The organism is Pedobacter sp. Leaf176, from assembly GCF_001424305.1.
Taxonomy (GTDB): domain Bacteria; phylum Bacteroidota; class Bacteroidia; order Sphingobacteriales; family Sphingobacteriaceae; genus Pedobacter.
This window is the reverse complement of the sequence record NZ_LMPD01000002.1, coordinates 559,740-574,244: the sequence shown is the minus strand read 5'-3', so window position 1 is coordinate 574,244 and position 14,505 is coordinate 559,740. Positions and strand designations below refer to the sequence as shown.

Sequence of the window (14,505 nt, the reverse complement as noted above, 5' to 3'; positions counted from 1 at the left end):
AGATAATTTATAGCTTTATGGTTTCAATTTTCATATTTATATCTTCATGTCAAACGCACATTCAGAACCCAATAGTTTAATCAACGCTTCTTCACCATATCTATTGCAACACGCCTATAATCCGGTTCAATGGTACGAATGGGGTACGGAAGCTTTGGAAAAAGCCAAAACAGAAAACAAACTCATTTTGGTAAGCATTGGTTATTCTGCCTGCCATTGGTGCCATGTTATGGAACGCGAATGCTTCGAAAATCACGAGGTTGCCGAAGTGATGAACCAACACTTTATCTGCATAAAAGTAGATAGAGAAGAACGACCAGATATCGACCAGATTTACATGTATGCAGTCCAGTTGATGACGGGAAGCGGGGGCTGGCCTTTAAATTGCATTTGCCTGCCCGATCAACGACCTGTTTACGGAGGGACCTATTTTAGAAAAGACGACTGGATTAATATTCTTGAAAATGTTGCCGGTTTATGGGCGAATGAGCCAGATAAAGCGATTCAATATGCCGAGCGGTTGACATCCGGCATCCGCGACAGCGAAAAAATAATAGCAGTTGATATAAAAGAAGTTTATAACGAAAAACATTTAACCGAAATTATCGACCCTTGGAAACGGCATTTCGATATTGGCTTTGGTGGGTATAACCGGGCACCTAAATTTCCACTGCCAAATAATTGGATTTTTCTGCTACGATATGGTTTTCTAAAAGATGATGAATCTGTATTCACTGCCGTTTGCCACACTTTAGAGGAAATGAGCAGGGGAGGGATTTATGATCAAATCGGTGGTGGTTTTGCCCGTTATTCTGTTGACGATAAATGGCATGTACCTCATTTCGAGAAAATGCTTTACGATAATGCACAGTTAATTAGTCTATATGCTGAAGCTTACCAATGCACAAAATTCGATTCTTTTAAGCAGACCTTAGTGGAAACTTTAGACTGGGTTTTTAATGAAATGACTTCTCCGGAGGGATTGTTTTATTCCGCTCTAGATGCCGATAGTGAAGGCGTTGAGGGCAAGTTTTATGTTTGGGATAAAGTTGAATTCGGTAAAATTTTAGGAGAGGATGCCACTTTAATCGGTGATTATTACAACGTTACGGAAGAAGGAAATTGGGAAGAAGAGCGTACTAATATCCTACGTAAAACGATTTCAGATGATGATTTGATTTCGAAATACAATATTAATGCGGAAATACTTTATGAAAAGGTAAAATCTGCAAAGGCTAAATTGCTGGAAGTTAGAAGCAAAAGAATCAGGCCGGGTTTGGATGATAAGTGTTTAACTGCCTGGAATGCCATGATGATTAAAGGCCTGGCTGATGCTGCGACCGTTTTAAATCATGGTTTATATTATGAAAGTGCGTCTAAGGCAGCAAATTATATTTTGAATCATTTAAAAACCGGAAACGGTGGCTTGTATCGCAACTATAAAAACGGAAAAGCCTCAATAATAGGTTTTCTGGATGATTATGCATTCTTTATAGATGCCTTAATTGCGTTATATCAGTACGATTTTGATGAAAAGTGGTTAGATGAAGCTCGGAACTTTGCCGATTACGTTTTAAAGAATTTTACAGATAGCGAATCGCCTATGTTTTTTTACACCTCTTCCGAAAGCGAAAATTTAATCGCCCGTAAACACGAGGTCATGGATAATGTAATCCCGGCTGCAAATTCTGTCATGGCACAAAACCTCAAAAAATTGGGTTTACTGTTTGATATGGATAACTATACTCAAAAAGCAGGAGAGATGTTGGCTGCTGTTCTACCCAAGATAAAAACTTATGGTTCAGCTTATTCAAATTGGGCTATTCAATTGCTCAATGAAGTGTACGGGATCAATGAAATTGCAATTACAGGATTGGAAAATGAGGTCGTTAAATTGGAGTTGAGTAATTATTATATTCCAAATAAAATTTTATTAGGCGGAACAAAAAGTAACCTTCCGCTGTTAGAAGGTAAGCAAAGCAACGAAACAAAAGTTTATATTTGCCGAAATAAAGTATGCCAGTTGCCGGTTAAAACTGTTGAGGAAGCATTAGAGTATTTACAATAAAACAATCTGAATGAATATTTCACCAAACTCAGTAGTTGCATTAACTTATGAACTGCACACTACTAACGAAGAAGGACAACAAGTTTTTGTTGAAAAAGCGGACGAGCAAAATCCTTTAGTATTTTTATATGGCGTAGGCATGATGTTGCCAAAGTTCGAGGAGCATTTAACCGGTTTACAAACTGGCGATGAATATAGCTTTGAATTATCAGCTGCGGATGGTTACGGAGAATTAGATCCAGGTGCTTTCGCAGATTTACCAAAATCTATGTTTACTGAAGCAGGAGGTGAAGTTCCGAATGTTGGTGACGTTATTCCTTTACAGGATAACCAGGGGAACCAATTCAGGGCAGGCGTAACTGCTGTTCATGATGAAACGGTAGCTGTAGATTTAAACCACCCTATGGCAGGTAAAAACTTGATGTTTGCGGGAACCATTTTAAACGTTCGCGAAGCAACACAAGATGAGTTGGCTCACGGACACGCACATGGTGCAGATGGCCATTCAGGTCACTAATTAAATTTAAAATTAGAATATACAGGCCTCAGATTAGTTCTGAGGCTTTTTTGTTAATCTCTGAAAACGTCTTCAAGATCAAGCAAAAATCCAGGTAGTATGGAAGTAGTTACTTTTTCGCCGATTGTAAGCAATTTAGTAGGTTGAAATTTGCCTTCCTCATCCAAAATATACCTAAAAAAAGTTTTATCAGATGGACTCACAATCCAGTATTCCTTAACGCCAGCCTCTTCGTAAACGTCAAATTTATTTACAAGCTCCTTTTTATTATTTCCTGGCGATAAAATTTCTACTACAATATCCGGGGCACCAATACAACCGCGTTTATCTAATTTGTTTTCATCGCAAACAACCACAATATCGGGTTGAACTACGGTAAAAATGCTCTTGTCATCTTGTGTCTTTTTTGCTAATCTTACGTCAAAAGGGGCTGTGTAAACGCGACATGGTTTTCCTTTAAGAATATTGTAAACCGGACCAAAAATGTTAGTTAATATTTCCTGATGAATCCGGGAAGGAGCAGGACTCATTTTAAATAAATGTCCTTTTATAATTTCTAAACGCTCATCAAAGGCAAAACGCAAATAATCTGCATAAGTATAGCTCGCAGAAAAATCAATATCGTTTAAAGTTTCTATTAAAGGAAGCTCTTCCTCTGTGGGATATCGTCTTGTAGCTTTCATCTTTCCTTCTCAAGTAAAGATACTAAAAAAATTAGGAATATAATGACGGCTTAATGCAATTAAAAATCAAATTTTAACCTCACACCGCCATTGGTAAGGTTAAGTTTATCGTTAGAAAAGGTTTTCATCGGTAGCCTTAAAAATGGTTCGACAGCAAAGTTATTTTTCTTTGAAATTTTTTGTTGATAACCAATTGAGAAATTATAAAAGCCTAAATATTTATCCGTTGTTGTTGCAGGTCCCGTTTGAGGCTCTGAAATCCGTTCCGTAACGACGAGCATTTTCTGTGTTGAAGTTCCGGAAGCATTGGCTATTGTTGTGTTTTGAGCGCTGCTAATCAGATAGTTATTGTTTTTTTTGTTATTCAATATTGCAAGCGCAGATACCCCAATACCGGTGTAAAAATTGCTGCTGATGCGGTATTTCAATTCCAGCGGAATATTGATTCCACTGATACTGGCGTCAACAGATTCAAAACTTTTTGAGGCACTTGAATAGGCTATTGCATTTGAAGCCGATGGTGCATTTGCAACGGCATCGCTTGCGCTTCCTGAGCTTGCCATTAGGTTACTTGTTGTGCTTAATGCCGCATAGGTGATACCAGAGCTAATTGATAATTTATTAGCAAGATTATAGGATAGTGAGAAGCCATAATTCATGTTTACTTTATTATCGTTACCCATCGATGGCGCAACGAATACACCAGGCTCCCACTTTGTTATGGTTTTACTTTTCTCTGTTTTGGCTAAGCCGCTTTTATGACTATCTTGTTCTAACAATTGCTCAAAAGTCATTCTTGCTTCTGGCATTTTTTTCTTTTCAATCTTAATTTGAACCTGACTAAAATTTGAATTAAGGTTGGCTTTTCTCGAATGAAAGGTTTCTTCTAATCTACGTTGGTTTGCTAAGTTGTTTGTAATTAATGGATTAAGTGTTTCACTTTTAGCTTCGTTGAATGGGTTATTTGATACAACCTCACTTATTTTTGTTCTAAAAGTTTTGCTTTGGCTCTTAAAGCGGGCATCTTTAGGTAATGGCAATTTATCTTCCACTGAAGCAGACCTGGTTGATTTATCTATAACTAAATCAGCTTTTGATGAATTTTCTTTTTCAGAATTTTCTTGTTTTTTTGTTTTTGGTACCGTGTTTTTTACTATTGAATGCTCAACATTTTGTGGGTCGTTCTGCAATAAAAAGATACTGGTTATAACCAAAATTATTGCAGCAGCAGACCATAAAGGCCAGTAAAAAAAGCGGCTTCGTTTTTTTTCGTCGGGTACGGAGAAACGTTCCCAGGCACCGGGAGTGTAGGCTTCTTCATGTGCCTGAAGATTATCTTTTATATGGTCAATTAATTCTTTATCCATTTTTCTCGTATGAATTAACCAATGTTTTTAAATATAATATCCGAAGCTTATTTTTTGCCCGTGTTAGATATACTCTACTTGAACTTTCAGGTATATTCATCATTTTTGAAATCTCATCATGAGCAAATCCTTCAATTTCGTAGAGGTTAAAGACCAACCGTTGGTTATCGGGAAGTTGATTCAGCAGTTTTAATATATCCTGGACGTGCAAATCAGACGCTACTGAAATAGGGCTTACCGGATGTTCATCTTCAGCCAAATCATCTACATAAGAATGATTTTTTAACGTTCTTAGTTTATCTATTGCCGTTCTTGACGCAATTCTACTAATCCATCCCTTAAAAGTTTTTTGTAAATCAGCAGGATTATTAGGTGCTTGAAAGTTTTCTATGTTTTTGAAAATCTTTATAAAACAGTCATTTACAAGTTCTTCACCATCATAACTATTATTTACATATCGTAAAATAATGGCCATTAAATAGCCATAAAATGATTTATACATCATTTCCTTACAGCTGTTATCGTTCTTTTTGCAGCCTTGTATAATTTCTTCAATACGGAGTATTTTTCTTATCAACCCGGCCGAACTTATTAGAGATTAGTTTTAATAGCAATCAAATTTAATGAAAAGATGCCATCTGACTATTAGATGGCATCTGATTCGTATCATATGTAGGTGTTATTTGTTCGTAAGTATCGACAGGCCGAATTTTGTACTGTCTGTTTTGCTTTTCAATCCCTTTGCCCATAAAGTGTAAATCTTTCCAGCTTCGATTTTAGTTGCAGCTAAGGTTGCAGTAACAGTATTGCTTTCTTTAATCTGGAAATTGTAGCTGGCTGAAGGATCAATAGAAATAAAAGCCGAAGCTTCTTTATATGCTTTTCCGGTAACTAATGCAGTACTTGTTCCTTCAACTGCTAAATCCAATGCGGGTGCATCCGGACTTAAATTAATAAACCTGATTTTGGCTTTTCCAGCTGCAGGTAGCGTTAAATCATCCTGGACAACAAGTATTTTTGGCGACGGAAGTACGTCAATTACAAAAGCGGAATAAAATAATCCAGAATTTAACGTTACGTTAGCAGTTGCCAGGTATTTTAAAGAATCCTTTTTAGTGATACCAAATAATCTGGAACCTGGATAAGCGCCGAAATAACCCAGGTCTTTAGTATATGTAAAATCTTTATTGTTTGCTTTTTGATTATCTACAATAAAATCAATTGCACCTGTTCCCGGTGATGCATGCACAAAGCCAATACCGGCCACCGTAATTGGGTCTGAATTTCCCCAGTCTTTTTTACAGGCTGAAAGAAACAAAGTAAAAGCAAACAGCGCGCATATAATTTTTATAGATGTACCAAAATTTTTTTGAGTATTTTTCATTTTAATATTTTAAATCAGTTCTTATAGATAAATTGGTTAACGGCCATCAACACTTTTTCTATAAAACGGGAAATATTTCAGAAACGCTACAGCACATCTGTTTAATATCTTAATCTATTGTCAGCTTAGCATAGCAAAATTGGGCTTCTTACGATTTCAGTTTGTAGTAAGCGGCTAGAAGTCCAAATATTCCGGGCTGATTATTAAATCAGATGTTCTTGAGTGAACATGTTATGTTGAATGCTTAAAACTAGTTAAGATTTTTAATGTGCCTTGGGAAGGGAGGGAAGAACATAAGTTAAAACTGGAAGGGCGGGCAATTATCTCAGAATACATAAATAGTATGTAAAGAAAAAGAGTTTTGACATTACATCAAAACTCTTTTAATATGCATTGTGCCTAATTTTTATGCGTACATCTCTTCTCGTAGTTTAGCAACATCGGCGTTATTGATATATTCATCGTAGGTCATTAATTTATCAATGGTTCCTTTTGGTGTAATTTCGATAATTCTGTTGGCAACTGTTTCCGTTAATTGGTGATCTCGCGAAGTAAACAAAATCGCACCTTTAAAATCTTTCATGCCATTGTTTAATGCCTCAATAGATTCCAAATCAAGGTGGTTGGTTGGCTCATCAAACATTAGTAAGTTTGCCTGTTGCAACATCATTCTCGAAAACATGCAACGCATTTTCTCCCCACCAGAAAGCACTTTAACATTTTTCAACACTTCTTCTCCCGAGAATAGCATACGGCCTAAAAAGCTGCGTACAAATTGCTCATCGGCATCAGTTCCAGAATATTCACGTAGCCAATCGACCAGGTTTTCATCTTTTCCGTCAAAATATTCCGAGTTATCATTTGGAATGTCAGCCGTACTAATGGTAACGCCCCATTTAAATTCGCCTTTGTCAGCAGGAGTTCTGCCGGTTAAAACATCGTAAAATGCTGCGGTAGCCAAACTATTTTGAGATAAGATTGCAATTTTGTCACCCTTGTTTACCATAAAAGTGACTTTGTCGAATAATACACCATCATTTCCTGATTTGCCTAAAGCATCAACCTGTAAAATTTGGTCACCCGCTTCACGGCCTGTATTGTTAAAAATAATTGCAGGGTATTTGCGGCTAGATGCCTTAATCTCCGTAATATCAATTTTGTCTAAAGCTTTTTTACGGGAAGTTGCCTGTTTGGATTTTGATGCATTTGCACTAAACCGGCGGATGAATTCCTGTAACTCTTTCACTTTATCTTCCATCTTTTTATTCTGGTCGCTACGCTGTTTCAATGCCAGCTGACTGGATTCATACCAGAACGTATAATTACCGGTGTAAATACTCATTTTAGCAAAATCGATATCTACAATATGCGTACAAACCGCATCTAAAAAGTGCCTGTCGTGAGATACAACTAGAACAATATTTTGATAATCGGCCAGGAAGTTTTCCAGCCAGGCAATCGTTTCAATGTCCAAATCGTTCGTAGGTTCATCTAGTAACAATATGTCAGGATTACCAAAGAGTGCTTGTGCTAATAACACACGTACTTTTTGTGTATTATCCAATTCTTTCAATAACTTATAATGATTATCTTCAGTAATACCAAGGTTACTTAACATGGTTGCGGCATTACTTTCCATATTCCAGCCATCCATTTCAGCAAAAAGATTTTCCAATTCTCCGGCACGTTCGCCGTCTTTTTCACTGAAATCTTCTTTCATATAAATGGCGTCTTTCTCTTTCATGATGGCATACAGCTCTTTATGTCCAATCATTACGGTTTCTAACACGGAAAACTCATCGAATTCATAATGGTTTTGTTTTAAAACCGCCATTCTTTCACCTGGCGTAAAAGCCACACTACCCGAGGTCTGGTTCACTTCGCCTGATAAAATTTTTAGGAAGGTGGATTTACCCGCGCCGTTGGCTCCAATCACGCCATAGCAATTGCCTTGTGTGAATTTTAGGTTAACATCCTCAAATAATGTGCGTTTGCCGTATCGTAATGATAAATTAGAAACTGAAATCATATGTAAATAAATAAACCGCAAAGATACGGAAAAAGGTTGAGGCTAAAAAGGCGGATGCTAAAACGTTTGGAATATAATTTCCTACTGGTTAAATTCAGAAATTAGAATAAACATACCGTCTATTCGAATAAATCGGCTAAATTTGATGTTTAAAGATAGCGTACTTCTATTCACATGGCAAAAAATAAAGAAGCTAAGAAACCAAGTGTTTTTAGTTTGCTTGGATCGTATAAAGGCTTAATTTTCCTGTTGATTTTGTTCGCATTACTAAGCAATGGAATTAACCTCGTATTTCCAAAGATTATCGCGCATGGAATTGATTCCTATTCAAATAAAACATTTAATCTAAATTCCATTCTGTATCAGTTTGCATTCGCAATTGTTTTGGTTTTTATCTTTACATATTTGCAGGGCATTGTACAAACTTATGCCTCAGAGCGCGTGGCCAGGGATTTGCGAACAAAATTATCTAATCAGATTTCAGTTCAGAGCCATGCCAATATTATCCGCTCAAACCCATCTAAACTTTTAACCAACCTGACATCTGACGTTGATTCCATTAAACTGTTCGTGTCGCAGGCTATCGTTTCCCTCGCATCGTCTATCTTTCTGATTGTTGGCGCAAGTACGCTGCTTCTGATGATTAACTGGAAACTGGCCCTTTGTATAATTGCCATCATTCCAATCATTGGTGGTGCGTTTTTCTTTGTCTTAAAAAAAGTGAGGGCCTTGTTTATTAAAAGTCGTGAGGTTATCGACTGGCTAAACAAAGTCATCAGTGAAAGCATTCTCGGCTCCGCATTAATACGTGTAATTAATTCACAACAACTCGAGTATAATAAATTCATCGATGCAAATGCAAAGGCCAGGGATTTGGGACTCTCCATTCTACGCCTATTTGCAGGTTTAATTCCGATTATTGTATTTGTTGCCAATTTATCTGGATTAACTATTTTGGTACTCGGCGGTCATTTTGTAATTAACGGCAGCATGACTTTGGGCGAATTTGCTGCTTTTAACAGTTATCTCGCATTGATTATTTTTCCAATTCTGGTTATCGGTTTTATGAGCAACGTCATTGCTCAGGCAACAGCATCGTATCAGAGAATAGAAAGTGTTTTAAACGCCGTTGAGATAAAGCATACTGGTACTTTGGCCAAGGAACTGACCGGAGCAATTGAGGTAGAAAATATTTCATTTACGGCCGGACAAAAGCCAATTTTAAAACATATCTCATTTTCTGCCCATTCTGGTTCAAAAACAGCCATTATCGGTCCTACAGCTGCAGGTAAAACACAATTACTTTATATTTTAACGGGTTTAACAGAGCCTGAATCCGGCCAAATCCTTTATGATAATACAGCCTTAAGTGATTATAATCGGGAGAATTTTTACAAGCAGATAGGTTTCGTTTTTCAGGACAGCATTATGTTTAACATGAGCATTCGCGAGAATATTGCTTTTAGTGATACGGTTACAGATGAATCTTTAGCAAAAGCCATTCAAACTGCTGAACTGAAAGATTTTATTGATAACCTTCCTGATAAGCTAAATACCATAATTTCTGAACGTGGGAATAGTCTTTCCGGAGGTCAAAAGCAGCGGATCATGTTGGCTAGGGCCCTGGCAGTCGATCCGAGAATATTGCTGCTCGACGATTTTACCGCCCGTGTTGATACAAATACAGAGAAACGGATTCTGGAAAACATTCAACAAAATTACCCAGGCTTAACGCTGTTATCTGTAACTCAAAAAATCGCATCAGTTGAAAATTACGACAGCGTTATTCTTTTGATGCAGGGCGAAATCATTGCAGCCGGAACACATTTGGAGTTGTTAAAGAGCAGTCCGGAGTACGTTCAAATATACAATTCACAACAGAGCACAAGTAATTATGAATTACGATCTTAACCAGCTCACATCCCATCAGGAAAAGCAATCTACTTACCAGGCACTTAAAAGATTGTTGAAACTCATTTCCAACGAGCATAAAAACCTATGGCTGGCATTAATTGCGATTTTAATTAACTCTGGCTTGCTTTTACTCGGCCCACTTCTGGTTGGTTATACCATAGATACATATATCCGCACTAAGGAATTTTATGGTGTTCTCGTTTTTGGTGGAATTCTACTGGTGATGTATCTGATTGCGATGATCACCGGGTATATGCAGACAAAACTGATGGGTGGCGTAGGGCAAAGAATGCTCTTCATTTTAAGGAACGCAATTTTTAATAAATTGCAGGAGTTTCCGGTTTCCTTTTTTAATCAAAATAAAGCAGGCGATTTAATTTCAAGGGTAAATAATGATACAGATAAGCTAAATCAGTTTTTTTCGCAATCGCTGATGCAATTTGTGAGCAGTATTGTAACCATGATTGGTGCGGGTATTTTTCTTTTATCGATTAACCTGGAACTTGGCGCTGCGGCGCTTTCTCCGGCAGTTGTAATCGTGCTCTTTACGATGGTATTGTCGCCATGGGTGAAGCGCAAAAATGCAAAAAATTTGAAGAGTGTTGGTGGTATGAGTGCTGAAATTCAGGAAAGTTTAAATAATTTTAAAGTTATTATCGCATTTAACCGCCGGGATTATTTTAGAAAGCGTTTTGACGATGCAAATAAAGAAAACTATAAAACAGCAATAGGTGCAGGCCTGGCCAATAATATTTTCGTCCCGATTTATGGCTTGCTTTCAAGCTTTGCCCAATTAATCGTCTTACTTTTTGGTATTTACCTTATTTCCATCGGAAGCTTTACTTTGGGCTTACTGGTAAGTTACATTTCCTATTGTACAAATTTTTATAACCCGTTAAGGCAACTCGCTGCATTGTGGACAAGTTTTCAGGTAGCAATGGCAAGTTGGGACAGGATATCCCAGATTCTTTTGTTAGAAACGAATTTACCACACATAACTGATTATAAACCCGCCGAATCTAATGTTCTACTTGAATTTAAAAATGTTCATTTCTCATATGATGATTCAAAAGAAATTTTACATAGTGTTAATCTGAAATTTGAAAAGGGTAAAACGTATGCATTAATTGGCCCAACGGGCGGTGGAAAAACGACAACGGCATCGCTGATTTCCCGGTTGTTTGACGTAACGAAAGGAACTGTATTATTAAGTGGAAAAGATATTCGCACATTCAGTGCGGAGGAACGGACACAAAAAATAGGGTTTATTTTGCAGGAGCCATTTCTTTTCACCGGAACGGTTAAGGATAACATACTGTATGGCAATAGCAGATATAAAGATGTTAGTGATGAAGAACTTAAGGGAATTATCCGGGACGCTAACCTTGAAGCACTTTTAGCTATTTTTGATCAGGGATTAAGTACTCCGATTACATCAGGTTCTGACGACATCAGCTTAGGTCAGAAGCAGCTAATAGCGTTTATGAGGGCTGTTTTACGTAATCCTGAATTGTTGATTTTAGATGAGGCAACGGCGAACATTGATACCATTACTGAAAAGTTGTTGAGCGCCATTTTAGATAAATTATCGAACGAAACAACGTTAGTTATCATTGCACACCGATTAAATACCATTGAGAATGCAGATGAAATTTACTTTGTAAATGAAGGTGAAGTAAAGAAGGCAGGCACATTAAAGGAGGCACTGAACTTATTGCTTCATGGTAAACGCTTGAGTTGAAGCATGCAGGAAATTCTCTAAATATATTCAACACTTATCATTGAAAAATAATCGTTTAGAAAAAATATCAAGAATTAAAATTCTATAAACGCAGGTAATTTAGTATTTTTCTAAAAATAGACCTTATGAAAATATATCTATCGCTGGCGATCTGTGCATTTATATTTATCAGCGCCTGTAAACAGGAAATAAAAAATGAAAGCGCCAACTCATCGCCCGATTCTCTTGCAGTAAAATCAATTAACGATTCCAGTCTGGCAAAATACCTGTCGGTGATTGCTGCAGATAGTTTGGAAGGCCGGAAGCCTTTTACAACAGGCGAAACTAAAACAATAAACTATTTAAAAACAGAATTTGAAAAGTTAGGTTTAAAACCTGGTAATGGCGACAGTTACTTCCAGGAAGTGCCAATGGTGGAGATAAAATCAACACCATCTGAAAAAATGGTTGTTAAATCCGGTCTGAAAGAATGGTCATTAAATTACTTAACGGAGTTTGTTGCAGGGTCACGTCGCGTTCAGAATGAAGTGAGTGTTAAAAATTCTCCTTTGGTTTTTGCAGGTTACGGAATCGTGGCACCGGAGTATGGATGGAACGACTATAAAAATTTAGATGTAAAGGGTAAAATAGTTGTCGTATTGATAAACGACCCCGGATTTGCCGATTCCGCTTTGTTTAAAGGTAAAAATATGACCTACTTCGGTCGCTGGACTTATAAATTCGAAGAAGCATCCAGACAAGGCGCAGCTGGAATTTTAATTATTCATGATACAAAACCGGCAGCTTATCCCTGGACAGTTGTGCGCAGTGGCTGGTCTAAATCTAAACTTCAGCTACAATCGGAAGATAATGGAATGAACAGAACTGTTATAGAAGGTTGGATAAGTTTGGAAGGGGCCAGGAAATTATTCGCTTTGGGCGGACAATCTTTTGAAACATTGGTTGCAAAGGCCAGAAAAAAAGATTTTAAGGCAGTTGACTTAAATTTGACGACCTCACTTACCGTTAAAAATAAAATTAAAAAATCGGTTACTTACAATGTTTTAGCTTCAATTCCAGGCGGTAAATTAAAAAATGAGGCGATTATTTATTCTGCACACTGGGATCATTTAGGTATAGGCGAGAAAGTTCAGGGGGATTCAATTTATAACGGCGCCGTTGATAATGCAACCGGTGTTGCTTCTTTGTTCGAAATTGCTTCGGCTTTCAAAAAATTGCCTCAAAATCCGGAAAGAACAATTTTATTTATTTCTTATACTGCCGAAGAACAAGGATTGCTGGGTTCAGAATATTATGCTAAACATCCAGCGTTTCCATTAAGTAAAACGGTAGCAAACATTAATATGGATATGATGGGCCTGGCCGGTAAAACGAAAGATATTGTCGTTTATGGATATGGACAATCAGAACTGGAAGATTATGCAGCAGCGTCCGCCAAAAAACAAAACCGTATATTGGTTCCTGACCCGGTTCCATCTTCAGGTTTATACTACCGTTCCGATCATTTTAACCTGGCGAAGGTTGGTATTCCGTCTTTATTTACCGGTTCGGGAGTAGACAATATTAAGAACGGTAGGGAATGGGGTTTAAAACAAGTTGCTGACTTCACTAAAAACCGTTACCATTCTCCACAAGATAATTTTAATTCAAAAACCTGGGATTTATCCGGTATCGTAGAAGATGTTCGTCTTTTATTTGATATGGGTTATCGTTTGAGTAACGAGAGTACTTATCCGAAATGGAAAGACGGGTCGGAGTTTAAGGCTGTAAGAGAGAAATAGTTTATTCAGACTGTCACATTGAGCCTGTCGAAATGATACAATTGTGTTTTGGTGCGTAGACGCGCTCAACGACAGTTTAGAGCCGTCATTTCGACCGTAGTGGAGAAATCTTTGCAATCGATGTTTTACCAGTTTTTCAAGTATCGTAAGAATCAGTAAGGCATTGAATAAATTCAGGCAATAAAAAGCCACATATTCGCAGATGAGTTTAAAAATCTGTACATCCAATACCTCGGTTCGTGTGCCCATGAATCGAAAGTATAGTATGGTTCGTGAGGACACGAACCACGGCTTTTTGCAAACAATAAAGCCACATATTCATAGATTAAGTTAAAAATCTGTGAATATGTGGCTTTGTTAAATAATTTCTATCCTACTAGAAGTGGAACATCACACCCAATTTAGGCGCAAAAGTATCCGCTTCTAAACCAAATGAATTAGTAGTAACTTTGTTTCCTGTAGCTTCATTTTTTGCCTGGAAGTTTTGGTAACCTAAACCGTTAACTGAAACTTCGATGCCGATTCTCTTAGTTGGGAAGAAAGCAAAACCCGGAGCAACATTGACACCAATTGAAGTTGTTGATGCAACTTTAGCACCTGTATCTCCATTTGCCGCAACTACTTTATTTGAACCGAAAGCCATCGGAACCGATAATTGTCCGAAAAATTTAAATTGATCAGATAATCCAACATAATAGCGACCAAAAGGTGCAACTACAAAAGCTTCATTCTGGTTTAAATCACTAACTTGTTTATTGTATGTGTAACCTACGCCAGTACCGATAGCAAAATTATTGCCTACAAAATAACCAACACTTGGTATAACATTAAAACTAACATCCGATTTTGCTGCACCTTCAACCTTAGTTGAATTAAATCCAACGCTACCTCCTAAAATTACTTTTCCTTTTTCTGTTTGTGCATGAGCACCATAAACTAGACCTGCAACTGCTACCAACGATAATAATAATTTTTTCATCTTTTTAATTATTTAATTAAGTATAGTCAATTTTACCTTTTT

The 14,505-nt window shown here is 37.2% G+C and carries 11 protein-coding genes; 5 read left to right on the top strand and 6 right to left on the bottom strand.

All coding sequences use genetic code 11. From position 1 onward, the window contains the following. The first annotated feature begins 46 nt into the window (after nucleotides 1-46). Both ASF92_RS08005 and ASF92_RS08000 read left to right on the top strand, forming a co-directional pair. On the top strand, nucleotides 47-2,068 hold the full coding sequence (locus ASF92_RS08005; protein ID WP_056090535.1) for a thioredoxin domain-containing protein: 2,022 nt from the start codon (nucleotides 47-49) through the stop codon (nucleotides 2,066-2,068). 10 nt (nucleotides 2,069-2,078) lie between these two features. Continuing rightward, the gene (locus ASF92_RS08000) at nucleotides 2,079-2,585 is read left to right on the top strand and encodes a peptidylprolyl isomerase (RefSeq protein WP_056090532.1); all 507 of its coding nucleotides are present in this window, start codon (nucleotides 2,079-2,081) and stop codon (nucleotides 2,583-2,585) included. Nucleotides 2,586-2,638: 53 nt separating this feature from the next. Here the strand turns inward: ASF92_RS08000 and ASF92_RS07995 are convergent, their stop codons facing one another. The 5 genes from ASF92_RS07995 to ASF92_RS07975 form a co-directional block, all read right to left on the bottom strand. Then, nucleotides 2,639-3,268 (bottom strand): Uma2 family endonuclease, encoded by a 630-nt coding sequence (locus ASF92_RS07995; protein ID WP_056090529.1) that lies wholly within the window; start codon nucleotides 3,266-3,268, stop codon nucleotides 2,639-2,641. A gap of 59 nt (nucleotides 3,269-3,327) precedes the next feature. Beyond that, a complete protein-coding gene (locus tag ASF92_RS07990; protein WP_056090526.1) occupies nucleotides 3,328-4,635 on the bottom strand; it encodes a hypothetical protein in 1,308 nt (435 codons plus the stop codon). Beyond that, a complete protein-coding gene (locus ASF92_RS07985; protein ID WP_082489492.1) occupies nucleotides 4,628-5,212 on the bottom strand; it encodes an RNA polymerase sigma factor in 585 nt (194 codons plus the stop codon). The genes ASF92_RS07990 and ASF92_RS07985 overlap by 8 nt, the downstream gene beginning before the upstream one ends. Before the next feature lie 102 nt (nucleotides 5,213-5,314). Then, nucleotides 5,315-6,019, bottom strand: a complete 705-nt coding sequence (locus tag ASF92_RS07980; RefSeq protein WP_056090523.1) for a DUF4397 domain-containing protein — start codon at nucleotides 6,017-6,019, stop codon at nucleotides 5,315-5,317. 406 nt (nucleotides 6,020-6,425) lie between these two features. After that, on the bottom strand, nucleotides 6,426-8,048 hold the full coding sequence (locus tag ASF92_RS07975; RefSeq protein WP_056090520.1) for an ABC-F family ATP-binding cassette domain-containing protein: 1,623 nt from the start codon (nucleotides 8,046-8,048) through the stop codon (nucleotides 6,426-6,428). A gap of 174 nt (nucleotides 8,049-8,222) precedes the next feature. Between ASF92_RS07975 and ASF92_RS07970 the strand changes: the two genes are divergently transcribed. From ASF92_RS07970 to ASF92_RS07960, 3 genes are all read left to right on the top strand, one after another. Continuing rightward, nucleotides 8,223-9,959 carry an ABC transporter ATP-binding protein gene (locus tag ASF92_RS07970; protein ID WP_056090516.1) on the top strand — a complete coding sequence of 579 codons (1,737 nt, stop codon included), beginning with the start codon at nucleotides 8,223-8,225 and terminating at the stop codon, nucleotides 9,957-9,959. Next, nucleotides 9,943-11,703 carry an ABC transporter ATP-binding protein gene (locus ASF92_RS07965; RefSeq protein ID WP_056090511.1) on the top strand — a complete coding sequence of 587 codons (1,761 nt, stop codon included), beginning with the start codon at nucleotides 9,943-9,945 and terminating at the stop codon, nucleotides 11,701-11,703. Before ASF92_RS07970 ends, ASF92_RS07965 begins: the two co-directional genes overlap by 17 nt. Before the next feature lie 125 nt (nucleotides 11,704-11,828). Continuing rightward, entirely contained in the window at nucleotides 11,829-13,484 is a 1,656-nt protein-coding gene (locus ASF92_RS07960; protein WP_056090507.1) for a M28 family metallopeptidase, read from the top strand. A 376-nt stretch (nucleotides 13,485-13,860) separates the two neighbouring features. On the opposite strand, the gene ASF92_RS07955 is transcribed toward ASF92_RS07960, so the two are convergent. After that, nucleotides 13,861-14,463: an outer membrane beta-barrel protein gene (locus tag ASF92_RS07955; RefSeq protein ID WP_056090504.1), complete on the bottom strand. Its 603-nt coding sequence runs from the start codon at nucleotides 14,461-14,463 to the stop codon at nucleotides 13,861-13,863. Between the last annotated feature and the right edge of the window lie 42 nt (nucleotides 14,464-14,505).